This window comes from Limnobacter sp. (assembly GCF_046297615.1).
Classification (GTDB): domain Bacteria; phylum Pseudomonadota; class Gammaproteobacteria; order Burkholderiales; family Burkholderiaceae_B; genus Limnobacter.
This window is the reverse complement of record NZ_JBKBHM010000003.1, coordinates 363,086-389,031: the sequence shown is the minus strand read 5'-3', so window position 1 is coordinate 389,031 and position 25,946 is coordinate 363,086. Positions and strand designations below refer to the sequence as shown.

Annotated in this window: 25 protein-coding genes and 1 riboswitch; of the genes, 8 read left to right on the top strand and 17 right to left on the bottom strand. The window is 60.0% G+C overall.

Going from position 1 to position 25,946, the window contains the following annotated elements; genetic code table 11:
* Nucleotides 1-2: 2 nt before the first annotated feature.
* Nucleotides 3-1,076 carry a putative lipopolysaccharide heptosyltransferase III gene (gene rfaQ / locus ACK4FF_RS08905; protein ID WP_409707627.1) on the bottom strand — a complete coding sequence of 358 codons (1,074 nt, stop codon included), beginning with the start codon at nucleotides 1,074-1,076 and terminating at the stop codon, nucleotides 3-5.
* 128 nt (nucleotides 1,077-1,204) lie between these two features.
* Here rfaQ and ACK4FF_RS08900 point away from each other — a divergent pair, with 128 nt between their 5' ends.
* The 4 genes from ACK4FF_RS08900 (at nucleotide 1,205) to ACK4FF_RS08885 (ending at nucleotide 5,647) form a co-directional block, all read left to right on the top strand.
* The gene (locus ACK4FF_RS08900; protein ID WP_409707624.1) at nucleotides 1,205-2,137 is read left to right on the top strand and encodes a hypothetical protein; all 933 of its coding nucleotides are present in this window, start codon (nucleotides 1,205-1,207) and stop codon (nucleotides 2,135-2,137) included.
* Between the two features lie 12 nt (nucleotides 2,138-2,149).
* The gene (locus ACK4FF_RS08895; RefSeq protein WP_409707621.1) at nucleotides 2,150-3,319 is read left to right on the top strand and encodes a glycosyltransferase; all 1,170 of its coding nucleotides are present in this window, start codon (nucleotides 2,150-2,152) and stop codon (nucleotides 3,317-3,319) included.
* Entirely contained in the window at nucleotides 3,312-4,133 is an 822-nt protein-coding gene (locus tag ACK4FF_RS08890) for a hypothetical protein (RefSeq protein WP_409707618.1), read from the top strand. The genes ACK4FF_RS08895 and ACK4FF_RS08890 overlap by 8 nt, the downstream gene beginning before the upstream one ends.
* Nucleotides 4,134-4,396: 263 nt before the next feature.
* Complete coding sequence (locus ACK4FF_RS08885; RefSeq protein WP_409707615.1) at nucleotides 4,397-5,647, top strand: porin; 1,251 nt, start codon at nucleotides 4,397-4,399, stop codon at nucleotides 5,645-5,647.
* 88 nt (nucleotides 5,648-5,735) lie between these two features.
* Here ACK4FF_RS08885 and ACK4FF_RS08880 read toward each other — a convergent pair whose 3' ends face one another.
* From ACK4FF_RS08880 to ACK4FF_RS08805, 16 genes are all read right to left on the bottom strand, one after another.
* Nucleotides 5,736-6,134 carry a hypothetical protein gene (locus ACK4FF_RS08880; protein ID WP_409707612.1) on the bottom strand — a complete coding sequence of 133 codons (399 nt, stop codon included), beginning with the start codon at nucleotides 6,132-6,134 and terminating at the stop codon, nucleotides 5,736-5,738.
* A gap of 197 nt (nucleotides 6,135-6,331) precedes the next feature.
* Complete coding sequence (bioB, locus tag ACK4FF_RS08875) at nucleotides 6,332-7,330, bottom strand: biotin synthase BioB (protein WP_409707609.1); 999 nt, start codon at nucleotides 7,328-7,330, stop codon at nucleotides 6,332-6,334.
* A gap of 9 nt (nucleotides 7,331-7,339) precedes the next feature.
* Complete coding sequence (gene bioA, locus ACK4FF_RS08870; protein ID WP_409707606.1) at nucleotides 7,340-8,707, bottom strand: adenosylmethionine--8-amino-7-oxononanoate transaminase; 1,368 nt, start codon at nucleotides 8,705-8,707, stop codon at nucleotides 7,340-7,342.
* Complete coding sequence (bioD, locus tag ACK4FF_RS08865) at nucleotides 8,704-9,324, bottom strand: dethiobiotin synthase (protein WP_409707603.1); 621 nt, start codon at nucleotides 9,322-9,324, stop codon at nucleotides 8,704-8,706. Before bioD ends, bioA begins: the two co-directional genes overlap by 4 nt.
* On the bottom strand, nucleotides 9,321-10,136 hold the full coding sequence (locus ACK4FF_RS08860; protein ID WP_409707600.1) for a methyltransferase: 816 nt from the start codon (nucleotides 10,134-10,136) through the stop codon (nucleotides 9,321-9,323). Before ACK4FF_RS08860 ends, bioD begins: the two co-directional genes overlap by 4 nt.
* 18 nt (nucleotides 10,137-10,154) lie before the next feature.
* Nucleotides 10,155-10,871 (bottom strand): alpha/beta fold hydrolase, encoded by a 717-nt coding sequence (locus tag ACK4FF_RS08855; protein ID WP_409707597.1) that lies wholly within the window; start codon nucleotides 10,869-10,871, stop codon nucleotides 10,155-10,157.
* Complete coding sequence (locus ACK4FF_RS08850) at nucleotides 10,868-12,046, bottom strand: aminotransferase class I/II-fold pyridoxal phosphate-dependent enzyme (protein WP_409707594.1); 1,179 nt, start codon at nucleotides 12,044-12,046, stop codon at nucleotides 10,868-10,870. The genes ACK4FF_RS08855 and ACK4FF_RS08850 overlap by 4 nt, the downstream gene beginning before the upstream one ends.
* Nucleotides 12,047-12,056: 10 nt before the next feature.
* Nucleotides 12,057-13,532, bottom strand: a complete 1,476-nt coding sequence (rng, locus tag ACK4FF_RS08845) for a ribonuclease G (RefSeq protein WP_409707896.1) — start codon at nucleotides 13,530-13,532, stop codon at nucleotides 12,057-12,059.
* Between the two features lie 29 nt (nucleotides 13,533-13,561).
* The gene (locus ACK4FF_RS08840; protein ID WP_409707591.1) at nucleotides 13,562-14,233 is read right to left on the bottom strand and encodes a Maf family protein; all 672 of its coding nucleotides are present in this window, start codon (nucleotides 14,231-14,233) and stop codon (nucleotides 13,562-13,564) included.
* Nucleotides 14,234-14,237: 4 nt separating this feature from the next.
* The gene (gene rlmH / locus ACK4FF_RS08835) at nucleotides 14,238-14,708 is read right to left on the bottom strand and encodes a 23S rRNA (pseudouridine(1915)-N(3))-methyltransferase RlmH (protein WP_409707588.1); all 471 of its coding nucleotides are present in this window, start codon (nucleotides 14,706-14,708) and stop codon (nucleotides 14,238-14,240) included.
* Nucleotides 14,705-15,124: a ribosome silencing factor gene (rsfS, locus tag ACK4FF_RS08830; protein WP_409707585.1), complete on the bottom strand. Its 420-nt coding sequence runs from the start codon at nucleotides 15,122-15,124 to the stop codon at nucleotides 14,705-14,707. Before rsfS ends, rlmH begins: the two co-directional genes overlap by 4 nt.
* A gap of 60 nt (nucleotides 15,125-15,184) precedes the next feature.
* Nucleotides 15,185-15,838: a nicotinate (nicotinamide) nucleotide adenylyltransferase gene (gene nadD, locus ACK4FF_RS08825; protein WP_409707582.1), complete on the bottom strand. Its 654-nt coding sequence runs from the start codon at nucleotides 15,836-15,838 to the stop codon at nucleotides 15,185-15,187.
* A 58-nt stretch (nucleotides 15,839-15,896) separates the two neighbouring features.
* A complete protein-coding gene (locus tag ACK4FF_RS08820; protein ID WP_409707579.1) occupies nucleotides 15,897-16,865 on the bottom strand; it encodes a hypothetical protein in 969 nt (322 codons plus the stop codon).
* 74 nt (nucleotides 16,866-16,939) lie between these two features.
* Nucleotides 16,940-17,854, bottom strand: a complete 915-nt coding sequence (gene hemF, locus ACK4FF_RS08815; protein ID WP_409707576.1) for an oxygen-dependent coproporphyrinogen oxidase — start codon at nucleotides 17,852-17,854, stop codon at nucleotides 16,940-16,942.
* 17 nt (nucleotides 17,855-17,871) lie between these two features.
* Nucleotides 17,872-19,143: a phosphoribosylamine--glycine ligase gene (purD, locus tag ACK4FF_RS08810; protein WP_409707573.1), complete on the bottom strand. Its 1,272-nt coding sequence runs from the start codon at nucleotides 19,141-19,143 to the stop codon at nucleotides 17,872-17,874.
* A gap of 16 nt (nucleotides 19,144-19,159) precedes the next feature.
* The gene (locus ACK4FF_RS08805) at nucleotides 19,160-19,885 is read right to left on the bottom strand and encodes a YebC/PmpR family DNA-binding transcriptional regulator (RefSeq protein WP_409707570.1); all 726 of its coding nucleotides are present in this window, start codon (nucleotides 19,883-19,885) and stop codon (nucleotides 19,160-19,162) included.
* Nucleotides 19,886-20,027: 142 nt separating this feature from the next.
* On the opposite strand from ACK4FF_RS08805, the gene mscL reads away from it, so the two are divergent.
* From mscL to ACK4FF_RS08785, 4 genes are all read left to right on the top strand, one after another.
* The gene (mscL, locus tag ACK4FF_RS08800; RefSeq protein WP_409707567.1) at nucleotides 20,028-20,468 is read left to right on the top strand and encodes a large conductance mechanosensitive channel protein MscL; all 441 of its coding nucleotides are present in this window, start codon (nucleotides 20,028-20,030) and stop codon (nucleotides 20,466-20,468) included.
* A gap of 43 nt (nucleotides 20,469-20,511) precedes the next feature.
* Nucleotides 20,512-20,604: riboswitch (glycine riboswitch) on the top strand.
* 163 nt (nucleotides 20,605-20,767) lie between these two features.
* Nucleotides 20,768-22,057, top strand: coding sequence for a D-amino acid dehydrogenase (locus ACK4FF_RS08795; RefSeq protein ID WP_409707564.1), 1,290 nt, complete (start codon nucleotides 20,768-20,770; stop codon nucleotides 22,055-22,057).
* A gap of 44 nt (nucleotides 22,058-22,101) precedes the next feature.
* Nucleotides 22,102-23,913 carry a glutamine--tRNA ligase/YqeY domain fusion protein gene (locus ACK4FF_RS08790; protein ID WP_409707561.1) on the top strand — a complete coding sequence of 604 codons (1,812 nt, stop codon included), beginning with the start codon at nucleotides 22,102-22,104 and terminating at the stop codon, nucleotides 23,911-23,913.
* Nucleotides 23,914-23,941: 28 nt separating this feature from the next.
* Nucleotides 23,942-25,945 carry a recombinase gene (locus tag ACK4FF_RS08785; RefSeq protein WP_409707558.1) on the top strand — a complete coding sequence of 668 codons (2,004 nt, stop codon included), beginning with the start codon at nucleotides 23,942-23,944 and terminating at the stop codon, nucleotides 25,943-25,945.
* Nucleotide 25,946: the final 1 nt, after the last annotated feature.

The following is a 25,946-nucleotide window of genomic DNA, read 5'->3' as shown; positions in this document are numbered from 1 at the left end:
TTTTACGCTGGGTGCTTGTCCAACATCCTGTCCACCGCCTCCACCACTGCGCTCACCGGAATCGCTTTCAGCAAGCGTGTTGTGTCGTCGGTGTTGATGCTGTCGGGGTGGGGAAGCGGCCCGTAATCGCCCGCCCAAATCACCGTGGCATGGTTGCTGTAGGGGCGCCACTCATTCACCCACGAAGGGCCGAACAGGGCCACCTGCGGTTTGTCCAATGCGGCGGCCATGTGCATGGGCGCCGAGTCCACGCCCACATAATAGGTGCTCAATTGCAGCAGTGCCGCCAACAGCGGCAGGCTCATTTGTCCACCCCAATTCACCAGCACGCTCAGCCCCTGTTCATCCACCAAGTCGCGGGCCAGGGTTTCAATGCGCCGGGTCATCGCCAGTTCCACCGGGTCGGGGCTGCAGGTCAGCACCACATGCAGGCCTTTGCCCATCAGGTGCGCAATCACCTGCGCAAACTGCTCGTCTTCCCAGCATTTGAATGGCCAGCGTGCAGCCGGGTGAATCAGCACGAATGCGCCCCGAATGCCCGCTTCATGCAACAGTCCCCGTGCTTTGTCCAACTCTGTCTGGCCGGGCACCAGCACGGGCCGCGCGCCAGCTGCTGCTTCTTTCAAACCCAAAGGTTGCAGCGTCAACAGGTTCAATTCCACGGCGTGCGCCTGCCCGCGTGGGGGCGGTGTTACCTTGTGGGTGAAGCAGGCGTGCCACAGTGGTGTGTCGCGTTTGGCAAAGGCCATCTGTACCCGTATGGGCGCTTTGGACCATGCAGCAATCAGCGCGCCACTCCATTGGTCGGTCAGGTGGATGACCGCGTCGTAACGCCCCCGACGCACCCGCAGTATCAACCCCAATTCTGTTTTGATGCGGGCCCAGCCCTTCAGCCCGCGGTCAATCACCAGCGTGTCGTGCAGGTGCGGGTTGTTGCGCAGCAAAGGCAGCGTTTCCTTGTACACCAGCGCATCCACTTCAGCGTGGGGCAGGGCGTCCTTCAGGGCTTTGTACACGGCTGTGGTCAGCAGCACATCGCCATGGTGGCGCAGTTTGATCACCAGGATTTTTCGCACGTTGGTCAGTTCGCCTGAAATTCTGTGAGGTTTAGAAGCAGCCCTCGGCCACCAAGCCGGACGGGATGCCTTAAAGTGCAGGCTAAGTGTAAATGATCCAGACGTGCCCCACCGCACGGAGAGCCCCCATGCCTACCCTCTACATCGACGAATTCGTCGGAATTTCCAACCGCTTCGAGGCCCTGCCGCTGGCCTTTGCCATCCAGAAAGAATACGGCCACCGCATTGTGCTGGACTGGCACGAGCTGGATTCATTCTCTGTAGAAGGCACAACCCGGGGCAAAGTACGCCCCTGGACCAAACTCGGCGCCGTGCGGGTTCGCGATTGCGACCTCTCGATGTTCAAAACCCTGGCCGGTAAAAAGGTGATCTGCCGTTCACTCGATGGCCCTGATGAATATTTGGACCCCATCTACATGGACGTGGCCGCCCGCGTGAAGGCTGCGCCCTTTGTGGCTGAGGGCATTGCCCGCTCATTCAAACCTTACGCCGACCGCCCCGTGGTGGCCGTGCACATTCGGCAGGGCGACTACCACATGGTCAGCACTGACCGCTATGACATTGGCACCGAATGGCCTGCGGTGCCTGTGTGGTGGTACGCCGCCGCCATGCGCAAAGTATTGGCCCTGCAACCCGATACGGTGTTTTTTGTGGCGCACAACGGCTCACGCAGCACCCTGCAAGCCCTGTTCGACGAATTCCCCACCTTTCAGTTGGACTTGAAGTCCCCCTACGACTACAAAGGGCCCGATCATCAAAGCGACGTCAACCCCGTGGCCGACCTGTTTGCCCTGGCCTGTTGCACCACGTTGCTGGCCACGCCCGTGTCCGGTTATTCCCACTGGGCGGCCAATGTGATGGGGCCAGTCAGTTCGTCCATCGTGCCGATTCCCGGTTGCACCGAGGCTGCACCGCAGTTTGGTGTGGTCAATATGTTTGGGGCCCGCATGCCCCGTTGGCGCGCTGCAGGCCGCACCGGCAGCGACACCACGGTGCTGGATGAGCAATGGACGGGCGTTAACCTCAGTGGCCGCGCCGAACTGGGCTGGATGAGCCGCTGACGGGGGCCGAGCATGACCAGCATCTTTTTCGCGGAAAGCTCCCGCAACCTGGGCGGGCAGGAGTTGCAATTGCTGCAGCAGGCCACCGGTTTGCGCGCCAAAGGCTTTGAGCCCCGTGTGCTGTGCCGGCCCGACAGCCGCATTGCCCAAGAGGCCAGAAAACTGGGCCTGGCAGTGGAACACCTCGGGTTTCGCAATGCCCTACACCCGCCCAGTGTGGTGAAACTGACCCAACTGCTGCGCAAACACCGGCCTGTGGCGGTGGTGTGCCACAGTGGGCACGATTCCAACCTGTGCGCCCTCACCGTACACGCACTGGCCCGGCTGAACCTGCTGAACCCCCGGCCCAGCCTCATCCGTATGCGCACTTACCAAGTGGGCTCCGCCAAAGCCTTCACCTACAACCAGTTGTTCGACCAAACCTTCACCCCCAGCAAGGCCTTGAAAGACCAGCTGCTGCAAAACAGTGGTGTGCTGCCCGAAAAAATCGGCGTGCTTTACCCCGGTGTGGATTTTCAAGGCATTGAGCGCGATGCCGAACAAACGGCTTTGCCAGCCAGCCTGATGAGCACCCTCAGTGACATGGCCCGCCGCCCGGTGATTGTTCATGCGGCCATGTTTCGGCTGGAGAAGGGCCACAGCTTTATGCTGAATGTGGTTAAAGCCCTCTTGCCGCAGTTTCCGGGCCTGACTTACATCGCGGCCGGCGAGGGCGAGCTGCGCGAAGCGGTGGCCGAGGAAGCCCGCAGGCTGGGCATTGCTGACCATGTGGTGTTGCCCGGCATGCTCAACCCCGTGGCCCCGCTGATTGCCCGAGCCGACGTGTTGGTGATGCCCTCCAGCTATGAACCGCTGGGCATGAGCCAGATTGAAGCTTTGGGCTTGGGCGTGCCCGTGGTGGTTAGCCAAGTGGGCGGCCTGCCCGAAACCGTGGTGGACGGGCAAACCGGCTGGGTATGCCCAGCACCGCACGCCGCAGGGGCCCAGGCCGCTTGGGTTCAAACCCTGACTGCCGTGTTGGCAGACCCGGTGGCTGCCCGTCAGCGTGCCCAAGTGGGCAAAGAAACCGTGCAGGCCCAGTTTGGCCGCAACAGCAACCTCGATGGCCTGATAGGCCTCATTGGTCAGATTTCCAACCTTGACCTTAAACGCCTGGGGCACAGCCCCCGCCGGCATGGCTGACACACTGCCCTGGCTGGCCAGCCTGCCCGCCCAGCCTGTCATAGGTGTGGTGGTGGGCCCCAGTGTGGCCCAAGCCTTGGGCATTCGGCGTGCCTTGTTCCGCCTTCAGCAGGCCCGGCCAGACGCCGACTGGGTGCTGCTGGGCCCCAAACCCTTGTTCTGTCTGTTTGAGATGGACACTGTGGCCTCCGCCCACATTCCCCTGTTGGCAGCCAACCCGCTGCGCAAAGGGCAACCGCGGCTGGGGCACTGGTGGCAGGTGCGCCGTCAACACCGAAAACTGGCCCAATTGCCCTGGCAGGCGCTGCTGGCCCCGGCCAGCGATTCTGCGGCTGGTGGGTTTGGGCAAGCACCAGACTGGGTGCCCGGCCTGCTGAAGGCGCTGCGCCCTGTGCCTGTGGTGGACTGCCCCTTTTTCAATGACGGGCCCGCGCCCCCCCTGCTGCAGGCCGGGGTCTCCGCCCTGGCCTGGGCCACCCGCTTGATGCGCCAAGCCAACCCCCGCGACTTGAAAGTGCTGACCGTGTGGCCGACCCTGAACAATATGCTGCAAGCGCACACCCATGGCGCGGCACTTGGCCCACAAGCTGGTGTGCTGACTGTGCATGCCGTGTGGCGGGACACCCAACAACCGCTGCTGCAGGCCCGCCAAGCCAAGGCTGTTGCGCAGCAAACCGGCGTGGCCTGTGAGCTGGTGGACCTGCCCCAAGTGTTGGGCCTGCTGGCCTACGCGGACCGGGTGAATGCCCATTGCCCGGTCATCCCTCGAATTTGTCTGGAAATGGGCCGCCAAGACCGCGTGGTGTTGGCCTGAAACCACATCTATACGCCCACTGCCCCGTGAGCACGCCTTGGAAGTGAAACCCGCGCCAGCCCTGCATGCCGAGCGTGTAGGGGCGAAGTTTGTGACGCCAAAATGACAGGGTTAGCGTGTTGCACCGCAGCCACAAAACTGCCGGTTTTTGATGTGTCACACCATGAATTGGTTGGTTACCCGCTGGGTGCCCGTGTACATTGTCCCCTGTGCCGCAACGCAAGTTCCGGCAGATATTCAACCAACACTAATAAGGGTGAAATATGAACAAGAAGCTCGTAGCTGCTGCTCTGGGTCTGGCCTTTGCTGCCCCAGTTTTCGCTGACGCCTCCAACGTGACCGTATACGGCCGCGTACACCAAGCCGTTGTGAATCAGAAATACGACGGCGCAAACGGTGTGGCCTCTGGTAGTAACGTAGCGTTGGAAAACTACGCTTCCCGTCTGGGTGTGCGTGGTGTTGAAGACCTGGGTGGTGGCTTGGCTGCTATTTTCGCATATGAACTTGCGATCAGTACCGACAACAGCACAGCCAGCGGGCTGAGCGCTGCTCGTCACTCCTACCTGGGCTTTAAAGACTCCGCGTGGGGTACTTTCGTTGCTGGTACACAGGACGGTGGTAACGATTCTCAAGCCCCTCTGTACAACCAAGCTCAGACCTTCTTGGGTACAGTTAACAATAACGCAGGCGATTTCGCCACGGTTGGCGCTACTGGTGTACTGCCTAGCTTGACTTCATCCGTTTCTACTGTGAACAACCCGACCACAACCACCGTGGTTAATACTGTAGGTGGTTTGGTTCCTGCGTCCGCCATTAACCGCGAACAGCGCACCTCCAACTCCTTCGGCTACGCTGGTAACATTGCAGGCGTTGCTGTTTCCGTGCGTCATGCCCTCGGCGGTACTAACGACGTTCAAAACTCCGTCGGTGGTATCCGTGAAAATGATCTGCGCTCGACAGAGGTTGCAGCTAACTATAAGGTCGGTGCCCTTGAAATCGGCGGCGGCTATCAGCGTCTTGACCGCTCAGCCGGCCAGCAGACAGCTGCGACCGCGGCAGGTGTGACTTCCGTTAAGAGTGTGTTTCAGTTGGGTTCGAAATACACATACGGTGATTTGACAGTTGGCGGCTTGCTCGCTCAAGTTAAGCTCGAACAGCCTACTGCTGCTGGCCGGGACGACAAAAACAGTCAGTTTGGTCTGCATGGTGATTACAAGATTGGTAAAGGCGGTGTTTATGCGTTTTACGCAAAAGCAGAGCGCGAGGATATCGCCGCTAACGCTGAAACTAGCCAAGCTCAATTGGCCTACTACTATGACCTGAGCAAGCGTACACGTTTGTACACTGGCTTTAACCGTACTCGCTTCGACGCTGGCAACGGTGTGGCGGCTTCCACTAGCGCTTCCACTAGCACAGCTACAGGCGTGACAACAACCACTAACGTGGCCGCAGTTGCCTCTGGCCTGAACCGCGATGCGGATAGCTTCGTGGTTGGTGTACGCCACAACTTCTAATTGAACCCTCGGGTTTAATCGGATGAGAAAAAGCCACCCTCGGGTGGCTTTTTTGTTGGTGCTGCGCACAATCAAGCGCAAGCTTGAATCACTTCAAATTCAAATCCAGTTGCACCCCGCACATGGCGGTGCCGTAACCATTCTTCTTGCTGTTGCTCATGCAGCCTAGCGAGGTGGTCTGCAATTGGTCTTCCGACAGGCGAAGGCCAAAAAACAGGTCGTGGCGGTCGGTCAGCACATCTTTGTTCAGCTTGAACACCCAGTTGCCTTCGCGCCAGTTGGCCGTCAAGGGCATGCGTGCGCGGTCTTGGTGAAGCTTGAAGCTGTAACCACTGCCGCTTTGGTCGAAGTAGGTCCATCGCCCCCATTTACTCAGCGGGCTTTCATCATCCAGGTTCAGGGTGAGGCCGCTGGCTTGCGCCAGTGCGGGCAGGGGGGATGTCAGGCAGGCTGACAGCACCAGGGTGGGCAGTGTGAACTTGTGCATGATGGCAACCTCCTCCAATCGCGCCGCTCCTGCTGTTTAGGAACACGCAGGTGGGCGAACGGTTCCATTATGCGACCAAGTTTTTGGGGGATGAAGTGCCGAGGTGGGGGGTAATTTGAGGTTAACTTGCTGATTTGAATGAGTTTTTCGGTGTTTTAATGGCCTCGAAACCCAATCAAATCAACAGCTTTGCGCAATCAGTTCTCAAGTCGCTTGATGCCCAGTTTCTCAAACAACTGGGTGTCTCGGTCCAATTGGGGGTTGTTGGTCACCAGCAACTTGTCGCCGTAGAAAATCGAGTTGGCACCTGCCAGGAAACACAGGGCCTGCGTGCTTTCATTCATTTGTTCGCGGCCTGCAGACAGGCGCACATACGACTTGGGCATGGTGATGCGGGCCACGGCGATGGTGCGCACAAAGTCCAGCGGGTCAATGTCAGTGTTGTCGGCCAGAGGGGTGCCTTCCACTTTCACCAGGTTGTTGATGGGCACACTTTCGGGCGGCTCGTCCATATTGGCCAACTGGGCGATGAGGCCCGCGCGTTGGGTTTCGTTCTCACCCAGGCCCACAATGCCGCCGCAACACACTTTGATGCCTGCGTCGCGCACGCGATCCAGTGTGTCCAGCCGGTCTTGGTAGGTGCGGGTGCTGATGATGTCGCCGTAGAAGTCGGGCGAAGTGTCCAGGTTGTGGTTGTAGTAGTCCAGCCCGGCACCCTTCAGCGCTTGGGCTTGGTGGTCTTTCAGCATGCCCAGGGTGACGCAGGTTTCAAGGCCCATGGCCTTCACCGCACTCACCATTTCGCCCACGGCTTCAATGTGGTGGTCTTTGGGGCTGCGCCATGCGGCCCCCATGCAGAAGCGGGTGGCGCCTTTGTCTTTGGCCGCTTGCGCGGCTTGCAACACGTCTTCAAGCGGCATCAGCTTTTCAGCATCCACACCCGTGTCGTACTTGGCGGACTGTGGGCAGTAGGCGCAGTCTTCGGGGCAGCCGCCGGTTTTGATGGACAGCAGGGTGGACAACTGCACGGTGTTGGCGTCGAAATGTTCGCGGTGCACTTGTTGGGCGCGGAACATCAAGTCCATGAAAGGCACCGCGAACAGGGCTTCAATGGCTTCAACAGTCCAGCGTTGTGGTGCGGCTTCTGTGCCGCAGGTGGCCTTGGGTGGTTTCACCCAGGTGATTTGGCTTTCCATGTGCTTCCTTCAGAATAGTTCGCTGCCTGTGTCCGGCGCGTTGTGTTGGGTCCAGCGGTCGATGAGTGTGAGCAGGGCGGTGTAGGCCCAGTCCAGCGTGTCCACTGAGGTGCAATAGGGTGGCACCCAGTAAACGGTGTTGCCCAGCGGGCGAAGCAGCAGGCCCAGTTGCAGGCCTGTTTCGCGGATCCACTGGCTGACCGACGAACCATAGTTGTTCTGTCGGGATTTTAGCTCAAAGGCTGCAATGGTGCCGCAGCGCCTGGGGTTTTCAACGGCGGGGTGGCTACGCAGTGTGGCCAGCCAGCGTTCGTGGGTGCTGGCAATGTCGGCCATGCGGGCTTGGGTGGCGGGCTCGTTGAGCAAGGCCAGGCTTGCGAGCGCTGCGGCACAGCCCAGCGGGTTGGCGGTGTAGGAATGGCCATGCAGCAGGGCGTGGTGTACGTTGTCGCTTAAAAACGCGTCGTACACCGCCTGTGAGGTGAGGGTGACGGCCATGGGCATGAAGCCACCCGTCAGGCCTTTGGACAGGCAGATGAGGTCGGCTTGACCACCATAGGTGGCAATGGCATCAGCCGCAAACAGGGTGCCAGTGCGGCCAAAGCCGGTGAATACTTCATCGAAAATCACCAGTACACCGGCTTGTTGCGCCCGCCTGCACAGGGCCGCCACATGTTCGGCCCGCATCATTCGCATGCCACTGGCCCCTTGCACCAGCGGTTCCAGAATGAGAGCTGCAGGCAGAGCCTGCCCTTCGATGGGGTTCAGTAGCCGGTCAAGGGCCTTGAGGCTGGCTTCCTCGGTGGCGGCGCTGGTGCCCAAGGTATCAATCGGCGCGGCAGGCAGGAAGTCCACCTCAAACAGCCAAGGCTTGAATGGGTCGTAGAACCCGCTGGAGCGGCCTGCGGCCATGGCCCCGAAGGTGTCGCCGTGGTAGCCGCCTTCCAGCGCGATGATGCGCCGCCGTTGAGGTTGCCCCTGGTTTTGCCAATACTGAAACACCATTTTCAGGGCCACTTCAATGGCGGTGGACCCATTGTCAGAAAAGAACACTTTGGCCATGGGGGGCGGGCTGCGCTCAATCAGGGCTTTGGCCAGTGCCACGGCGGGCGGGTGGGTGATGCCCGCAAACATGGCGTGTTCCAGCGTGCGGGCCTGGTCAGCGATGGCCTTGGCAATGGCCGGGTGGCTGTGCCCGTGCAGGTTGACCCACCAACTGGACACGCCGTCGAAGTATCGGCGGCCTTGTTCGTCCCACAGAAATTCGCCTTCCCCGCGCACCACGGCCAGTGGTGTACTGGCGGTTTTCATCTGTGTGAAGGGGTGCCAGCAATACTGCGCGTCGTCGAGCAGCAAGGGGGTGAGGTTGGGGTTCATGCGTTCAGTGCTTGCAGCAAAGGCTGTGGCAGGGGGTGGGCGAGCAGGGCTTCGCGGCTGACGGTGTCGAGCCAAGGCAGTTGCCCCAGCACGCGGGTTTGTCCAAAGTGTTCGATGGACCGCAGGTTCTCCGGGTTGGCCGGGCCTGACAACACCACACCCAGCACGGGAATGCCCCGCGCCCGCAGGGCTTGAAGTGACAAACAGGTGTGGTTGATGGTGCCCAAGGTGCTGCGGGCCACCAGCAGCACGGGGGCTTGCAGGTGGGCCATCAGGTCCAGCATGGTGTGTTGCCAGTTCAGGGGCACGACACACCCGCCCGCGCCTTCAATCAACAGCCTGTCCCCGGCGGGGTATTCAAAGTCGCTCAGTTGAATGTCCACGCCTTCACGCGCGGCCGATTGGTGGGGCGAGAGGGGGGCGGCCAAGCGGTGCCGTTCAGGCCAGGTGTGAACACCACTCAGGGTGTGCACCCACTGGCTGTCGGTGGTGTCGTCCAGCCCGCTTTGGATGGGCTTCCAGTAATGGCTGGCCCAGTGGGTGCACAGCCACGCACTGATCAGGGTTTTTCCAACACCTGTGTCGGTGCCGGTGATGAACACACGCTGAGAGCTCATGATTGCGTTGCAGGTTTGCGCTGAATCAGCACAAACGCCAGGTGATAGTTGAAGGTGCAGGGCTGATTCAAATGCGACAGTACCCGCCGAAGCTGGGCTGGTTGGCCTGTTTGTCCCACGTCGGCACCAATGGCCCGCAAACCCCGCGCAAACGACAGGCCATTGGGGTGTTGGTCCAAAAACTCATGGGTGTGCAGGGCGGTGTGTTGGGCCAGGCCTTCGCTGCGCAAGCCGTTCAGCAGTTGGTCAATCTCCAGCCGTGTGGGCAGGCGCCGCAGGTTGCAGGGTTGGCCGCAGGTGGTGTGGGCGTCCTTCCAGACGGTGAAGGAATCGTCCAGCAAGACGCTGAAGGCCAAGGTGTCGGACACGGTTAACCAACGGCGCACGGCGGCGTCAAGGTCATTAAACCACTGGGCGCACATGTTCGACACCAGCAGCGATTGGGTGGGGATCCACAACTGCTCCAGGCTGAGGGTTTCGCCATCTAGCAGGTGGGTGTGCAGCGGGGCGTCGTCCGGTGTGCTGTCCCGAAGGGCCTGCAACATGCCTGGGGCAATGTCCACCGCATGCATGGGGACACCGGGCAGGCTGTCCATCACCAGTCGGGTCAATGTGCCGGTACCACAACCGACGTCCACACAGGCTTTTGGGGCAGGGGTGTCTGCAAGTGCTGGCTTGGCCCACTGCCAAAGGTGCTGGGCTGCCCGTTGTTGCACCCGGGCATGGTGCGGGTACTGCGCCGCTGCCTTGGAAAAACGGCGGGCATGCTCCGGCAATTCAACGGTGGTCAACGGGGGGTGCAGGGCAGACATTGGGTGTGCAACAGGTGTTCAATTCAGAGCGCGTTCAATGGCGCTAACCACGCCAGTATACCCCGTGCTGTTCAGCCCCAAGCCAGCGTGAGGCCCCGGTGTTGTGGTGCGCAGCGCTTTGCCTTGGAAGCAAGCGGCGCTGAGGTTTGCAGGCACTATTGCATCCTCGGAAAACTCAAGGCTGGTCGCAAGGCCTTTGGCCTGAATGTGCTCAGTCAATTGGGTGCTGACGTCAATCGATTTGAGCAGGTGCAGGTCGCTGAGCAGGGCCGCACCGTTCCATGTGCTGCTGTGTGCGTTGGGCAACGGCAGGCCGCAGCGGGCCTGAAAATCCGCCAACACCGTGGGCAAATCCATGTCAGCTCGTGTGATCATGCGGTCCAACACCCGGGGGGCGGTGCCTTCCGGTGCCTTGGGTAGGCTGCAAAAGTGTGTGAACCCCCCAACGCTGACCACATGGGCCCATTGGGTGCTGTGTTCCAGAAGTTTGGCAAAGCCCAGCGAATGCCCAATGGCCACACATTCAGCCGGGTCGAGCTGGCTGAGGTTCGCGTAGTGAAGCGTGCCCGGGTTGCTGGGTACGGTGGCTTTCCCGTACCCCAAGTCCACAGTCACCCATTGCAGCGCGGCCCACAGCTTGGGGTGTTGTTCCCTCACCCAGTGAAGAAAGGGGTCGAACAGGCTGGGGCCATACGCCCAGCCATGGCACATCACCACGCAACCGGGTTTGTTCACGATGCAGGCCGCACCCAGGTGCGCAAGGCGTTGTGCAAGGCCTCCAGTGCAGCAGGGCTGTGCCGGGCGCTCAGGGCCAAACGCACGCGCGCCGTGTGTGGCGGCACCGTGGGGGGGCGCACGGCAGAGCTTCTCAAGCCCAGTTGTTCCAAGTGGGCTTTCAGGTGCAGGCTGGCCTGCGCCTCACCCACCACCACAGGCACGATGTGGGTGTTGGACAACCCGCTGTTCAAGCCGCAACCCGCCAAGTGCGCGCGCAGGGCATCGGCCTGCCGGGCAATCAAGGCCCGCTGGGCATCCATGCCCGGAATCAGTTCCAGCGCACGGCTGACAGCCCCTGTCACAAAAGGCGAGGGGGCTGTGGAATACACAAAACCGGTGCAACGGTTGAGCAGGTAATCTTTCACGGCTTGGGACACCGCCAAGTAAGCCCCAGCCACGCCGACCGCTTTGCTGAAGGTGCCCATCACCACCCAGTGCCCCATGGCTTTCAGGGCCTCAATGGCGGGGTGTTCTGTGGCGCCCAGCCCGCGCCCCTGTGGGCCCCAAACGCCGGTGGCGTGGGCTTCATCCAAATAGACCAAGGCACCATGGGCCAAGGCCAGTTCGGCCAGCTCGACCACGGGCAGGGTGTCGCCTTCCATGCCAAACACGGTTTCGGTCACGATGATTTTTGGGGTATTCGCCGCATCAGTTTGGGCCAACAATTCGGCCAGGTGGGCCAAGTCGTTGTGTCGGAAACGGTGTTGGCGCACGCCCGCCAACTGGCAGGCGTGGTGCAGGCTGGCGTGGTTCAGCCGGTCGGTGAACACCTGCGGCACGCAGCCCCACAAGGCTTTGTCCAACAGGGCCGCCAACGCGCTGCTGTTGGCTTGGTAGCCGCTGTTCATCACCAGCGCGGCCTGGCTGCCCTTGAAGGCGGCCACTTGGGCTTCGAGGGCTTCAAAACAATCCAGGTTGCCTGACAAGAGGCGCGAACCCGTGGCCCCCGCACCAAAGCGCTGGGCCGCGACGACACCGGCTTCAATCACCTCAGGGTGGGTGGACAGGCCGAGGTAGTCGTTGCTGGAAAAATCCAGTTCCCCAGACCCCGGTGGGCATGCCGGTAAACGGCGCCGCAACTGCACCTGTTGCAACTCGTCCAGCCGGTTGGCGATGTGGTCGTGCAGCGGCATGGCGGGCCGTTCAGGTCAGAATGATGTCGTAGTGTTCCTGGGCAAACAGGTTGTCCACTTGCAAGGTGATGGGTTTGCCCACGAACTCTTCCAGCATGGCCAAGTGTGCGGCCTCTTCTTCCAGAAACAGATCAATCACCGCTTGGCTGGCCAGAATGCGGAATTCCTTGGGGTTGAACTGGCGCGCTTCACGCACAATTTCCCGCATGATGTCGTAGGCCACAGTTTGTGCGGTTTTCACTTGCCCTTTGCCCTGGCAGGACGGGCAGGGTTCGCACAGCAGGTGGGCCAGGCTTTCGCGGGTGCGCTTGCGGGTCATTTCCACCAGCCCAAGGGCCGAGAAGTCGGTGACACTGGTTCGGGCACGGTCACGGTCCAAGGCTTTGCGCAACTCGCCCAGCACTGACGCTTTGTGTTGCTCATCGCTCATGTCGATGAAATCAATCACGATGATGCCACCGAGGTTACGCAGCCGAAGCTGCCGGGCGATGGCCTGTGCGGCTTCAAGATTGGTTTTGAACACGGTTTCTTCAAAATTGCGTGCGCCGATGTAGCCGCCTGTGTTCACGTCAATGGTGGTCAGTGCTTCGGTTTGGTCGATGATGAGGTAACCGCCCGATTTCAAATCCACCCGTCGGCCCAGCGCTTTTTGAATTTCGTCTTCGACGTTGTAAATCTCAAACAGTGGCCGTTCGCCTTCATGCAGTTTGATGCGGTCCAGCACCTCGGCGGCGTAGGTTTCCGCAAAGGTTTGAAGGTTACGAAAACTTTCTTTCGAGTCCACCAAAATGGCCTGGGTGTCGTCGCACACCAAGTCGCGCACCACACGCTGGCCCATGGTCAGGTCTTCGTAAATAAGGCTGGGTGCAGGTTTTCGTTTGGTCTGGTCCAACATTTCTGCCCAGCGTCGGCGCAGGTAGTTCACATCCGCCACCAGTTCATCGTCGGTGGCTTCTTCGGCGTGGGTGCGAATGATGAAACCGCCTGTGTTTTCCGGCAGCAGACGGGTCAGCTTGGCACGCAGTTCTTCGCGCTCGCCTTCGTTTTCAATGCGTTGGGACACGCCGATGTGTGGGTCTTGGGGCAGGTGCACCAGCATGCGGCCAGCCAGGCTGATTTGTGTAGTCAGCCGCGCGCCCTTGGTGCCCAGTGGGTCTTTGCTCACCTGCACAATCAGGGTTTGGCCTTCAAACACCATTTTTTCAATGGCGGGCGGTGGCGTGCTGCCTTGTTTCGACTGGTGGTGGTTGTAGCTGCGGTGTTCCCACAAGTCAGCCACGTGCAGGAAGGCGGCCCGTTCCAGGCCGATGTCCACAAAAGCCGATTGCATGCCGGGCAACACCCGGACCACTTTGCCCAGGTACACATTGCCGACAATACCGCGGGTGGAGGTGCGTTCGATGTGCAGTTCCTGCACCGCGCCATGCTGTACAACCGCCACTCGGGTTTCCTGCGGGGTGACGTTGACCAGAATTTGTTCGTTGATCATCCGGAATGCTTCTAAGACTGCAAGTGTTATTGGGTGTTGGACAGGCTGGTTTCCAAAGCCCAGGCCTGACGAAGCAAGGCACTGGTTTCGAACACCGGCAAACCCATGATGCCAGAATGACTGCCCGAAATGTGGCTGACCCACTGGCCGAACACCCCCTGAATGCCGTAGGCCCCGGCCTTGTCGAAGGGCTCGCCGCTGTTGATGTAGGCGTCGATGAAGGCCTCGGGCAGGGCTTGCACCGCCACTGTCGACGTTTGAACGCACACCATGGGCTGCAGAAAACCAGTGCGTAGGCGGTGCCCCAGTGCAGCCACAGCCACCCCGGTGTGCACCGCATGCTGGGTGTCGGACAAACTGCGCAGGGTAGACCGCGCCTCGCCAGCGTCGGCGGGTTTGCCCAGAATGGTGTCGCCCAAAGCCACGGTGGTGTCGGCGGCCAGCACCACGCCACCGGTAATTCCTTGGGTAATCATGGCGTTGACCGCAGCATCCAGTTTCAGTGAGGTCACCCTGCGTACATAAGCCAGTGCAGCTTCGCCGGGCAAAGGGGCCTCCAGCGCTTCAGCGGCAGCGCCTGTGTGGGGCAAAAACACCTGAACCCCAAGGCCCAGTGTTTCCAGGAGGGCTTTGCGGCGCGGGCTTTGAGAAGCCAGCCACACCGTGTCAGGCAGTCCGCAAGCGTGCAGCAAGGTCATTGGATTACTCCCGGTGGTAGGGGTGGCCCGCAAGAATGGACCAACTGCGGTACAGGGTTTCAATCAGCAGGGCGCGGACCATGGCGTGTGGCAGGGTGAGGTCGGAAATGCGCCACAGTGCATGGCACTGGCTTTTGAGGTTCACATCCAGACCATCGGCACTGCCGATCAGCAGGCAGAGGTTCTCGCTGGCGTCATGCCAAGCCAGCAGTTGGTCGGCCAAGGCCTTGCTGGTCAGCCTTAAACCGCGCTCGTCCAGGGCCACCATCAAAGCGCCTTTGGGCACGGCGGCGCGCAGCCGCTCGGCTTCTTTGGCCAGCACCTGTTCGGTGGGTTTGCCGCCCGAACGGTCCTCGGGTTTCATTTCCTTGATGGTGACTTTCCAGTCTGCCGGGAAGCGTTTGATGAACTGGTCAACAGCCTGCTGGGCCCACGGTTCGATTTTGTGGGACAGGGCCAGCACCGTGATTTTCACGAGGCCAGGTTCGGGTAAGCGTTGGACTGTGGGAAGTAGTCGATGCCGGGCTGCGGCACGCTCAGGCTGTGCGGGTTCAGTTTGACCCGCACTTTTTTGTCACCCCAGATTTCTTCCAGGTTGTAGTAACTGCGGATGGCGGGCTGCATGATGTGCACCACGATGTCGCCCAAATCCACCAGCACCCATTCCCCGGTTTCTTCGCCTTCAATGCTGAGCACTTCGAAGTCGTTGGCGCGGGCTTTGTCGTGTACGTTTTTGGCCAATGCGCGGGTTTGACGGTTGTTGGTGGCGCTGGCCAGCACAACGCGGTCAAACACATCGCTGATGTGGGAGGTGTCAAAAACGGCGATGTCTTGGGCTTTGACGTCTTCGAGCGCGTCGATGACGACACGTTGCAGTTTGCGCAGGTCCATGGTTTACGGGGGGGCAGAATAAGGCCGTAGTATACCAAAGTCTCGCAACGCCCTGAATCCTCAGGTTTTCGAAGGGTAAATCGGGTGGTTGCGCAGGTAAGTCAACACCGCTGAGGGCAGCCCACCTTCCAGGGTCATGCGTGCAGTTTCCTGAATTTGGGGGTCGTTGTTGCCCAGCAGGGCAAACTGCCGGCGAATCAGGGTGGAGCTTAAGTTCACACTGGGCATGGGAATGCGGAACAGCCGGTTGTGGATGAGGTGGCGCTTGAGCAAATCAGGCACTGTGAATTCGCCCCACTGAATGCGGTCCACCACGCCTATGCGGGCGTAGTCGAACAGGCTTTCCCAGTGTTTCCAACTGGTGAGGTTGGCCAATTGGTCAGCGCCGATGATCCACACAAAACGATGCTCGGGGTATTGGTCGCTCAGTGCTTCCAGCGTGTCCACGGTGTAGGTGGGGCCTTGATGTTCAACTTCATGGGCCTCAACCCGCCAGGAATGAACACCTTCAATCGCCAGCTCCACCATGCGCAAACGCTGCTGGGCTGGTGCCAGTTCTTCATTGGCTTTTTGCCAAGGCTGCCCGGCGGGCACAAACCACACTTCATCGGCCATGCAATGGGCTTGGGCCGAGCGGGCCATCTGAAGATGGCCCATGTGAATGGGGTTGAAGCTGCCCCCAATGAGGCAAACCTGTTTGGCAGAGTGGCTCATCGCGCCCGATACCTGTTCAAAGGGTCAGTGTACCCTGCACAAGCCTTGCCGGGAGCGCTTACACCCGCTGGCCGGTGCCGCCGAGGTTGGTGAAGTACAGGATTAGGTTCACGTAGCACTTGACGGTATTCCTGTCGAGCACCACCGGCGCCAGCACTAGGGGTTCCAGTGCATGGGTCACTTCAATCATGCGGGCCAGCAAGTCTTGCTTGTCGGTGGCCGCCTGAACGACGGGCATCAGTTGCCGAACTGCAAAACCCAAATCGCACTTGGTGTCACCTTGGCCCAGCAGTTCCATCCGCTGGATGAACCTGTCCTTGTGATACTGCAGGGGCGCGTCGGGTTTTTGGCGAAGATTGGCCAGGCCCCGGGCCAAAGGGCTGCTCTCGAGCGCAGCCTGATACAGGGGGCCTTTTTCGTTCACGGGCTCGCCAAACAGCACGTCCACACAATGCCCATCGGCGTAGATGATCGTGCCATGCAGCAGGTGATGGCCCAAATGCAGGTTTGAGTCGAACTCGCCGACTTGCCAGGTATTTTTGGTTCTCAGTATGCCCGTTTCCAGCAGTTGAATACCTGCATAACTGGTGTCGCTGTGTATGCCCTTGGACAGGTGGTGCCAATTGCCGGAAGGTGTATTGAACTGGGTTTTGCAGAGAATGATGCCGTCTTGCAGTGGGTTGTCATTCGGGTCGTCCAAGCGGAAGCTACCAATCAGGCAGCGGCCATCGGGATGTTGCCGAAGGCCTTCAGTCAGAATGGTCTGCTTGAGAAAGTGGGTCGATTCGAATTTGCCCTGTTCCAAAATTCCATTGGGCAGCGTGCGCTGAACCACGGGTTCTGGCATGCCGTGATTGGGGCCCACTACCCTGGGGCCGTTGCTTGCGTCTGCCAACAGCGATAGGGCCAAGCGCTGCGGCGTGGTTCTCAGCAGGTAACGCTGCTGCAGCCATTCGGGAATGTGCAGGCGATGCGCTTGGGAGTGAATCCCTCGTGATGCGTTGTGGGGGTTGATGTTTGGTGGCATGACAGGTGTTTGTTGTTGAAAACGCCCAAATAGGTAACGCTGTACCCGGGGCAGTTCCGTCAACGAACAGGTGTTCAGGCCAACCAGTCGCGGTGTACGAGAAAGTCGGTGTACAGCCTGGCTTCAGGGCTGCCCGCTTCAGGCTGCCAGTTGTACCGCCATTTCACCTCGGGTGGCATGCTCATCAGGATGGATTCGGTTCGCCCGCCGCTTTGCAGGCCGAACAGCGTGCCCCGGTCAAACACCAGGTTGAATTCCACATAACGGCCACGGCGGTAGGCTTGGAAATCGCGCTCACGCTCGCCGAAAGGCATGTGCATGCGCCGTTGCGCGATGGGCAGGTAGGCGCCCAAAAATGCGTCGCCCACACTGCGGGTCAATGCAAAACTCTGTTCAAAGCCCAGTTCGGAAAAGTCGTCAAAAAACACCCCGCCTACGCCCCGGGGTTCGTTGCGGTGTTTCAGAAAAAAATATTGGTCGCACCAGGTTTTGAAGCGCGGGTGGTATTCAGGCCCGAACGGGGCCAGCGCATTTTTGCAGCTTTGGTGAAAATGCCGTGCGTCTTCTTCCTGCCCGTAATAAGGGGTCAGGTCCATGCCGCCGCCAAACCACCACACTGAATCGCCTGACGGGGTTTGGGCCACAAACAGGCGCACATTCATGTGCACGGTGGGCACATAGGGGTTGCGGGGGTGCAGCACCAATGAAACGCCCATGGCTTCGAACGATGCGCCAGCCAGTTCTTTGCGGGCGGCAGTGGCCGACCCCGGCAATTGGGTGCCCATCACATGGCTGAAGTTGACGCCACCGCGTTCCAGAAAACTGCCGTTTTCCACCAGGCGGCTTCGGCCGCCGCCACCTTCGGCGCGTTCCCAACTGTCGCTCAGGAACGGGGCGTTTTCCACCTCGGCCAAGCCGTCAATGATTCGGTCCTGCAGGCCCTGAAACCAAAGCCGTGCAGCCAGAATGTCCTCGTCAGGCAGTCGCATGGTGGCCCTGGGTCGGTTTACTTGCGGTTGATGGCGCGGTAACCAATGTCGGACCGGTATTGCATGCCGTCAAATTGAACGGTGCCGACCAGTTCGTAGGCTTTGCTTTGGGCTTGGCGAACCGATTCGCCCAGCGCGGTGGCGCACAGCACGCGGCCGCCTGCGGTGTAGGGTTTGCCGTCCTTCTCCACCGTGCCCGCGTGGAACACCATGCCTTCGGAGCTGCCTTTGCCAGTGATGTTGATGACATCGCCAGTGCGTGGGGTGCCCGGGTAGTTGTGGGCAGCCAGCACCACGCCCAAGGCGGTGCGGCGGTCCCATTCCGCGTCGATTTTGTCCAGTGTGCCGTCAATGGCGTGGTCCAGCAGTTCAACGAAATCGCTTTTCAGGCGCATCATGATGGGCTGGGTTTCAGGGTCGCCCATGCGGCAATTGAACTCCAGAACCTTCACATCGCCAGCCGCGTCGATCATCAAACCGGCGTACAGAAAGCCGGTGTAAATCAGGCCGTCTTTTTTCATGCCGTTGATGGTGGGGTAGATGACCTCACGCATCACCCGCGCATGCATGGTGGGGGTGACCACCGGGGCAGGGCTGTAGGCGCCCATGCCGCCCGTGTTGGGGCCTTGGTCATTGTCCAGCAGGCGCTTGTGGTCCTGGCTGGAAGCCATGGCCAAAGCGTGGGTGCCGTCCACCATCACGATGAAGCTGGCTTCTTCGCCATCCAGAAATTCTTCAATCACCACGCGGGAGCCTGCAGAACCCATGGAGTTGCCCAGCAGCATGTCGTCGATGGCTTGGTGGGCTTCGTCCAGCGACATGGCCACGACCACGCCTTTGCCGGCGGCCAGCCCGTCGGCCTTGATCACGATGGGCGCGCCACGCTGGTTCACATAGGTGTGGGCTTTGGCCGCGTCGGTGAAGGTTTCGTACTCGGCTGTGGGAATGCCGTGGCGCTTCATGAAGGCCTTGGCGTAATCCTTGGAGCTTTCCAGTTGCGCGGCCAGCTTGGCAGGGCCAAAGATGCGCAAGCCACGCAGGCGGAAAGTGTCCACGATGCCCGCGGCCAGCGGCGCTTCCGGGCCCACCACGGTGAGGTGTACCCCTTCTTGTTCAGCGAAATCGGCCAGCGCTTTCAGGTCGGTGATGGCGACGTTTTCCAGTTTGTCTTCCAGTGCGGTGCCGCCATTGCCGGGGGCTACAAACACTTTGGTGACGCGCGGGGCTTGGGCAATGCGCCAAGCCATCGCATGTTCGCGGCCACCGGAGCCCACTACGAGAATTTTCATGGTTGTCGAGCTCCGATCAGTCGTTGAATACGGCGTTGGTGTACACCTGCTGGACGTCATCCAGGTCTTCCAGCATATCGATGATTTTTTGCATGCGCACGGCGTCATCGCCACTCAGTTCTGTGTCCGAGGCGGGTTTCATGGTCAGCTCCGAAGCCTCGGCCTTCAGGCCTGCCGCCTCGAAGGCAGTTTTGACCTGATGGAATTCAGTCACCGGGCAGGTCACCTCGATCATGCCGTCTTCGTGGGTGATGATGTCGTCGGCACCGTTTTCAAGCGCCAACTCCATCACCTGGTCTTCCGAGGTGCCGGGGGCGAACATGAACTGGCCGCAGTGCTTGAACATGAAGGCCACCGAGCCGTCGGTGCCCAGGTTGCCGCCGTGTTTGGTCAGGGCATGGCGAACTTCAGCCACGGTGCGCACGCGGTTGTCTGTCATGCAGTCGATGATGACGGCCGCGCCACCTACACCGTACCCTTCATAGCGGATTTCTTCGTAGTTCACGCCCTCGGCTTCGCCTGTGGCTTTGGCAATGGCCCGTTGCACGTTGTCTTTGGGCATGTTGGCGTCGGCGGCTTTTTCCAGGGCCAAACGCAGGCGGGGGTTGGCGCTGACATCTCCGCCACCGACACGGGCGGCCACGCTGACTTCACGGATGATTTTGGTCCAGACCTTGCCCCGTTTTTCGTCCTGCCGGTTTTTACGGTGCTGGATATTGGCCCACTTGGAATGTCCTGCCATGGCGTGCTTTCATGCTCAAAATCAAAGAGCTGCGATTTTATCACCTTGGCCCCAGCCCGGCATTGCCCACCGGGGCTTTCCACAGTGATAATCTGGCCCGGTGTGGATTTTTCATTGTTTAACCCAGTTGGCAGGAGGCCCTGTGAGTTTGCTCAAAGAATTTCGTGATTTTGCGGTGAAAGGCAATGTGGTGGACCTGGCGGTGGCCGTGATCATCGGCGGTGCGTTCAGTGGCATCGTCAAAAGTCTGGTTGAAGACGTGATCATGCCCGTGGTGGGCCGTGTGGTCGGCAATCTGGACTTCTCCAACCTGTTCATTGCGCTGGCCGAGGTGCCCGCAGGCACCGCCATGACGCTGGAGGCCGTTCGCAAGGCTGGCGTGCCGGTGTTGGCGTATGGCAGTTTCCTCACCGTGATGTTGAACTTCGCGATTTTGGCCTTTGTGATTTTCATGATGGTTAAACAGGTGAACCGCCTGGTGGGCCTGGCCAAGAAAGAAGAACCCGCGGCACCTGCCGAGGCACCCCCCACCCCCGAGGACATCGTTCTGTTGCGTGAGATCCGCGATGCCCTGAAAAAGTGAATGAAAGCACTAACACCCTCGGCGGCGCCGGGGGTACAATCGAAGAGTTGAATCTGGAGAGAGGCGTGCCCGCATGGCCCGCCCGCCGAAGGCGCAAACCCCATGAACGCTCAGGCCCATGTACAGGTTCAACAGCATAGAAATCTGGAGAGCGCTGTGCGTGGCCACCTGCCGCGATGACAGCCGCCGAAGAGGCAAGCAGCACACCTTCGCTGTGAATCTTTCAGGCACAAGGACAGAGAGGGGCTAAACCGCGCCAGTGGCGTGGCAGCCCTTAACTGTTTTTGGAGCTTCGTCCCATGAAAGCAATCGTACTGGGTGCCGGTATCGTCGGCACCACTTCCGCCTGGTTTTTGAACAAACAAGGGTTTGACGTCACCGTCATTGACCGCCAGCCCGCCGCAGGCATGGAAACCTCGTTCGCCAATGGCGGGCAGATTTCTGTGTCCCACGCCGAGCCTTGGGCCAACCCCGGTGCCCCCAAAAAGGTACTCAAGTGGTTGATGAAGGAAGACGCACCCCTGTTGTTCCGCTTGCGTGCAGACGCCCGCCAGTGGCGCTGGGGCATGCAGTTTTTGCGTGAATGCACGCCTGAGCGCACCCGCCACAACATCATTCAAATGGTCAACCTCGGCACCTTTTCCCGCAGCACCCTGCAGGAACTGCGCGCAGAAACCGGCATCGAGTACAACTGCCTGACCAAGGGTATTCTGCATTTCTACACCAACCAGCAGGAATTCGATGACGCGCTGGAGCCCGCGGAAATCATGCGCGAATTCGGTTGCGACCGCAAAGTGATCGATGCCAACGAAGCCGTGCGCCTTGAGCCAGCATTGGCCACCGTCAAAGACAAAATTGCCGGTGCCACCTACACCGAGGCCGATGAAAGTGGTGATGCCCACGTGTTCACCCAAAACCTGTCCAAGCTGGCGGCTGATCGGGGCGTGCAGTTCCGCTACAACACCACCATTCTGGGCCTGGACGTGGAAGGCGGCCAGATCAGTGGCGTGCGTGTGCGTGGGCAAGATGGCCAGGTGCAGGTGCTCAAGGCTGACAAGTACCTGCTGTGCATGGGCAGTTACAGCCCCATGCTCGTCAAGGACTTGGGCGTTGACCTGCTGATTTACCCCGCCAAAGGCTATTCGGCCACCTTGAAGATTGATGACGCCAGCAAGGCCCCATCCGTCAGCCTGACCGACGATGAATACAAACTGGTGTTCAGCCGCCTGGGCGACAAACTGCGCATTGCAGGCACTGCAGAACTCAACGGTTACAGCACCAACCTGAACGATGTGCGCTGCAAAGCCATTACCCGCCGGGTGATGGAGCTGTTCCCCGGCATGGCCGACCCTGAACAGGCGGTGTACTGGACTGGCCTGCGCCCGGCCACCCCGTCCAACGTGCCTTACATTGGCTTGTCCAAGGTGCCCAACCTGTACCTGAACACTGGCCACGGCACATTGGGTTGGACCCACTCTTGCGGTTCAGCGCGGTCCATCGCCGCCATCATGTCCGGCCAGCAGCCCGAACTCGATTTCGCCTTCACTGGAATTTCTTCCAAGATGGGCGAGCCGCTGGCCACAGCCTAGTCCGGGTTTTGTTAACATCGGCGCATTGCCAACAGGATGCGCCGATGTCTAACGCTGCCAACACGCCAAATGGGGCGGATCACGCCCCAGCTTCCAATTTTCTCAAGAACATCATCGATCAGGACTTGCAAAAGCCTGAGTACCAGTCCCGCCCCTGGGCCGGGCAGGCCGGTGGTGCGTCTGTGCATGCGGGTGCACCGGCTGACCCGGCGGCCATTCGGCTGCGTTTCCCCCCCGAGCCCAATGGCTACCTGCACGTGGGCCACGCCAAAGCCATCTGTGTGAATTTTGGCTTGGCCAAAGAGTACGGTGGCGCCTGCCACATGCGTTTTGACGACACCAACCCGGAAAAGGAAAGCGAGGAATTCGCCAATTCGATTCTGGATGCCGTGAAATGGCTGGGTTTTGGTTGGAACGACTTTGGCGGCAACAACCTGTACCACGCCAGCGATTACTTCGATTTCATGGTCGAGTGCGCAGAGTTCTTGATCAAGGCAGGCTTGGCTTATGTGGATGAGCAAAGCGCCGAAGACATGCGCGCCAATCGGGGTACCTTGACCCAGGCCGGCGTCAACTCTCCATTCCGTGACCGCCCAGTGGCCGACAACCTGGCCCGTTTTGCGGCCATGCAGGGCGGGCAGTTGCCGGATGGTGCAGCCGTACTGCGCGCCAAGATCGACATGGCCAGCCCCAACATCAACATGCGTGACCCGGCCATTTACCGCATCAAACACGCCCACCACCACCGCACTGGTGACCGCTGGTGCGTGTACCCGATGTACACCTTTGCGCACCCCATAGAAGACGCGATGGAGCGCATTACCCATTCGTTCTGTACGCTGGAATTTGAAGACCAGCGCCCCTTCTACGACTGGCTGTTGGGCAACCTCGCCAAAGACCACCCCTTGCCCGATGGCACCACGCTGAAAGCCCTGCTGGCCCACCCGCTGCCCAAGCAGGTGGAGTTTGCCCGTTTGAACCTCAGCTATGTGGTGACCAGCAAGCGCAAGCTTCAACAGTTGGTGAACGAGAGCCGTGTCAGTGGTTGGGACGACCCACGCATGCCCACCATTGTTGGCCTGCGCCGTCGTGGTTACACACCCGAGGCCATTCAATTGTTCTGCGCCCGTATCGGCGTGTCGAAGTCCGATTCATGGATTGATTACAGTGTGCTGGAAGGTGCCCTGCGCGACACACTGGACCCAACCGCTCACCGCGCCGTGGCTGTGCTCGACCCCTTGCCCCTGATTCTGGACAATGTGCCGGACGATTGGCGCGACGACTGCGTGGCCCCCGTACACCCCCACCACGAGGACTGGGGTCAACGTCAGTTCACCATCGGCAAACGCCTGTGGATTGAGGCTGAGGACTTTCAGGAAGTGCCCGAGAAAAAATTTTTCCGCCTTTACCCCGGCAACAAGGTTCGCCTGCGCTACGGCTACGTGATTGAATGCACGGGCTGCGACAAAGACGCTGATGGCAAGGTAACCGCCGTACACGCCAATGTGTTTCTGGACAGCAAGTCCGGCACACCCGGTGCCGACACCTACAAAGTCAAAGGCAACCTGCACTGGGTGAACGCCGCCACAGCCTTGCAGGCCACGGTGCGCCTGTATGACCGCCTGTTCACCGAAGAGCACCCTGATGCCGGTGGGCGCAACTTTCTGGATGTGTTGAACCCCAACTCATTGAAGGAAGTGACCGCTTACCTGGAACCCTCGGTCCAGGGCAGCAAGCCAGGAACCATTTACCAGTTTGAACGGCACGGTTATTTTGTGGCGGATTTGAAAGACCACACCGACCAGCAGCCTGTGTTCAACCGCACGGTGACGCTCAAGGACAGTTGGTCCAAGTGAGTGCCGAGGGGCAACGGTGACGGAGCAATTGGCTTCTAGGGAGGCCCAAGCCCTTCGTAGTCTGTTGGAGGCCTTGGACCCTGGTGCGGGTCCTCAAGACCTTCAAGCCTTGGTGCATCTGGTGAACTGGCTTCGCCCCGATGCGGCAACAAGGCCTGACCGCCCTCACGGCCGTTTGCCCGAACTGTTTGCGCTGCTGGAGGCTGACCCATCGCTGATGGCGCATGTGCAGGCCTACTTGGCCAGGCTTCTGGGCCAGCTTCGAATCAAACACACCTTGGCTGAGTTGGGTATTCTGGCCAACGAGTCACTGGGGCAAACCATCAAGGCCAGGCTCGCGCAGCGCTTGCTGCCTGCGCAAGTGGATGAAGACACTTTTCAGCATGTGCTGGGCGTGGTGTTTCATCAGTCAGAGGACCATGTCTGGTTGACCCGCTTGCCGGCTGAGCTTCAGGCGCATTGCATAGGTCTGTTCGGCGCGGGTGACCTTCTTCGACCCGCCATTCGCCACCTTTGGCATGAAACGCTCAACGCCCTGGATTTGTTGTCCCTTCGAGTAGCAGCCTTGGGCGTTGAAACTGAGTTCACGCGCTGCTTGAATGCCAGTGACTTGGCCGCCTCACCCTTCGTTGAGCAGTGGATGGAACTGCGGACTTGGCTGAATGAGGCGCAAGTCCCGGAAACCGCAGAAGCCCCCCCGGCCAATCACCTTGAGGTGTTGCTGAGCCAATGTGCGCAAATGCTCAAAAAGGCCCGCGCGCAGGCTGCCTTGCAGGGCACCTCGGTCAAGCTCAGCGGTATTCTCATTCGCCTTGCACAGTCCTTGGCCCGCATGCAAACCCTGTTGCAGTTGTTGGGTGCTTTCAAGCTGGACGATCGGCCAGCCCAGGTTGTCCACTTTCTCGCAGAGCTGGTCCGTCACGAACGGCACAAACACTCGATTGCGGATGTGTGGGCGCAGTGGACCGATGCCATCGCCCTTCGGGTCACCGAACATGCCAGCCAATCGGCGGAGAAGTACGTCACCGAAACACGCAGCGAATACTGGCAGATGGCCAAGGCGGCGATGGGCGCTGGTGTGGTCATTGCTTTTCTCTCCTTGTTCAAGGCCAAAGTGGCTGCCTGGCATTTGCCGCCCTTGTGGGAAGCCGTGCTGTTCAGCCTGAACTACGGGCTGGGTTTTGTACTGATTCATTGGCTGCATTTCACGATTGCCACCAAGCAACCGGCGATGACGGCCGCTCGCATTGCCGCCGCAATCGACACGGTGGATGGGCGCTTGCGTTCTCTGGACACCGTGGTGGAATTGGTGGTGCAGGTGGCGCGCACCCAGTTTGTGGCCATTTGGGGCAATGTCATTCCCGCTTTTGTCACAGCGACGGCGGTGGCGTGGGGCGTGCAGGCCCTGTGGGGCAGCAGTGCTGTCGCCTTGGCCAAAAGTGAGGTGATGTTGCATGAACTGCATCCAGTCTTGTCGTGGGCTTTGCCGCATGCAGCCATTGCCGGGGTGTTTCTGTTCCTTACGGGCTTGATCACAGGGTATTGCGACAACTTGAGCCTGTACCACCGCTTAAGCGACCGCCTGCGCAAAGTGCCGTGGCTCAGGCGCTGGCTGGGTGTGGTGAAAGCAGGGCGGCTGGCTGATTACATGGGCCGCAACGCAGGTGCCTTGGCCGGGAATTTCCTGTTCGGCTGCATGTTGGGCTCTGCCGGGTTTATTGGCCTGTTATTGGGTTTGCCCATTGACATCCGGCACATCACCTTTGCCGCTGCCAATATGGCCTACGCTTTGCAGGCCCAGCAATACGCTGTCTTGTGGGCTGATGTGGCTTGGGTCGGTGCAGGTGTGTTGTTGATTGGGCTGGTGAACCTGATGGTCAGTTTCAGCTTGGCTTTTTACACGGCATTGAAGTCCCGGGGTGTCAGCCGCCGAGAGGTGTTTCGCCTGGTTCGCCCGTTGTGGAATCGTTTCAGGCGCAGGCCCATGGACTGGGTGTATCCAAGCGCAGGGGAAATTCGAGAGGGGAACTGAT

What these genes read in the sequence shown, in the direction of transcription:
- rsfS (WP_409707585.1), bottom strand. Translation starts at nt 15,124, where the DNA reads ATGGACCTGCGCAAACTGCAACGTGTCGTCATCGACGCGCTCGAAGAC.
- ACK4FF_RS08790 (WP_409707561.1), top strand. Translation starts at nt 22,102, where the DNA reads ATGTCTAACGCTGCCAACACGCCAAATGGGGCGGATCACGCCCCAGCT.
- ACK4FF_RS08820 (WP_409707579.1), bottom strand. Translation starts at nt 16,865, where the DNA reads ATGCCACCAAACATCAACCCCCACAACGCATCACGAGGGATTCACTCC.
- ACK4FF_RS08805 (WP_409707570.1), bottom strand. Translation starts at nt 19,885, where the DNA reads ATGGCAGGACATTCCAAGTGGGCCAATATCCAGCACCGTAAAAACCGG.
- purD (WP_409707573.1), bottom strand. Translation starts at nt 19,143, where the DNA reads ATGAAAATTCTCGTAGTGGGCTCCGGTGGCCGCGAACATGCGATGGCT.
- ACK4FF_RS08860 (WP_409707600.1), bottom strand. Translation starts at nt 10,136, where the DNA reads ATGTCTGCCCTGCACCCCCCGTTGACCACCGTTGAATTGCCGGAGCAT.
- bioA (WP_409707606.1), bottom strand. Translation starts at nt 8,707, where the DNA reads ATGAACCCCAACCTCACCCCCTTGCTGCTCGACGACGCGCAGTATTGC.
- ACK4FF_RS08850 (WP_409707594.1), bottom strand. Translation starts at nt 12,046, where the DNA reads ATGCCGCTGCACGACCACATCGCCAACCGGCTGGACGAGTTGCAACAG.
- ACK4FF_RS08880 (WP_409707612.1), bottom strand. Translation starts at nt 6,134, where the DNA reads ATGCACAAGTTCACACTGCCCACCCTGGTGCTGTCAGCCTGCCTGACA.
- bioB (WP_409707609.1), bottom strand. Translation starts at nt 7,330, where the DNA reads ATGGAAAGCCAAATCACCTGGGTGAAACCACCCAAGGCCACCTGCGGC.
- ACK4FF_RS08900 (WP_409707624.1), top strand. Translation starts at nt 1,205, where the DNA reads ATGCCTACCCTCTACATCGACGAATTCGTCGGAATTTCCAACCGCTTC.
- ACK4FF_RS08840 (WP_409707591.1), bottom strand. Translation starts at nt 14,233, where the DNA reads ATGACCTTGCTGCACGCTTGCGGACTGCCTGACACGGTGTGGCTGGCT.
- ACK4FF_RS08890 (WP_409707618.1), top strand. Translation starts at nt 3,312, where the DNA reads ATGGCTGACACACTGCCCTGGCTGGCCAGCCTGCCCGCCCAGCCTGTC.
- ACK4FF_RS08795 (WP_409707564.1), top strand. Translation starts at nt 20,768, where the DNA reads ATGAAAGCAATCGTACTGGGTGCCGGTATCGTCGGCACCACTTCCGCC.
- ACK4FF_RS08885 (WP_409707615.1), top strand. Translation starts at nt 4,397, where the DNA reads ATGAACAAGAAGCTCGTAGCTGCTGCTCTGGGTCTGGCCTTTGCTGCC.
- hemF (WP_409707576.1), bottom strand. Translation starts at nt 17,854, where the DNA reads ATGCGACTGCCTGACGAGGACATTCTGGCTGCACGGCTTTGGTTTCAG.
- bioD (WP_409707603.1), bottom strand. Translation starts at nt 9,324, where the DNA reads ATGAGCTCTCAGCGTGTGTTCATCACCGGCACCGACACAGGTGTTGGA.
- ACK4FF_RS08895 (WP_409707621.1), top strand. Translation starts at nt 2,150, where the DNA reads ATGACCAGCATCTTTTTCGCGGAAAGCTCCCGCAACCTGGGCGGGCAG.
- nadD (WP_409707582.1), bottom strand. Translation starts at nt 15,838, where the DNA reads ATGAGCCACTCTGCCAAACAGGTTTGCCTCATTGGGGGCAGCTTCAAC.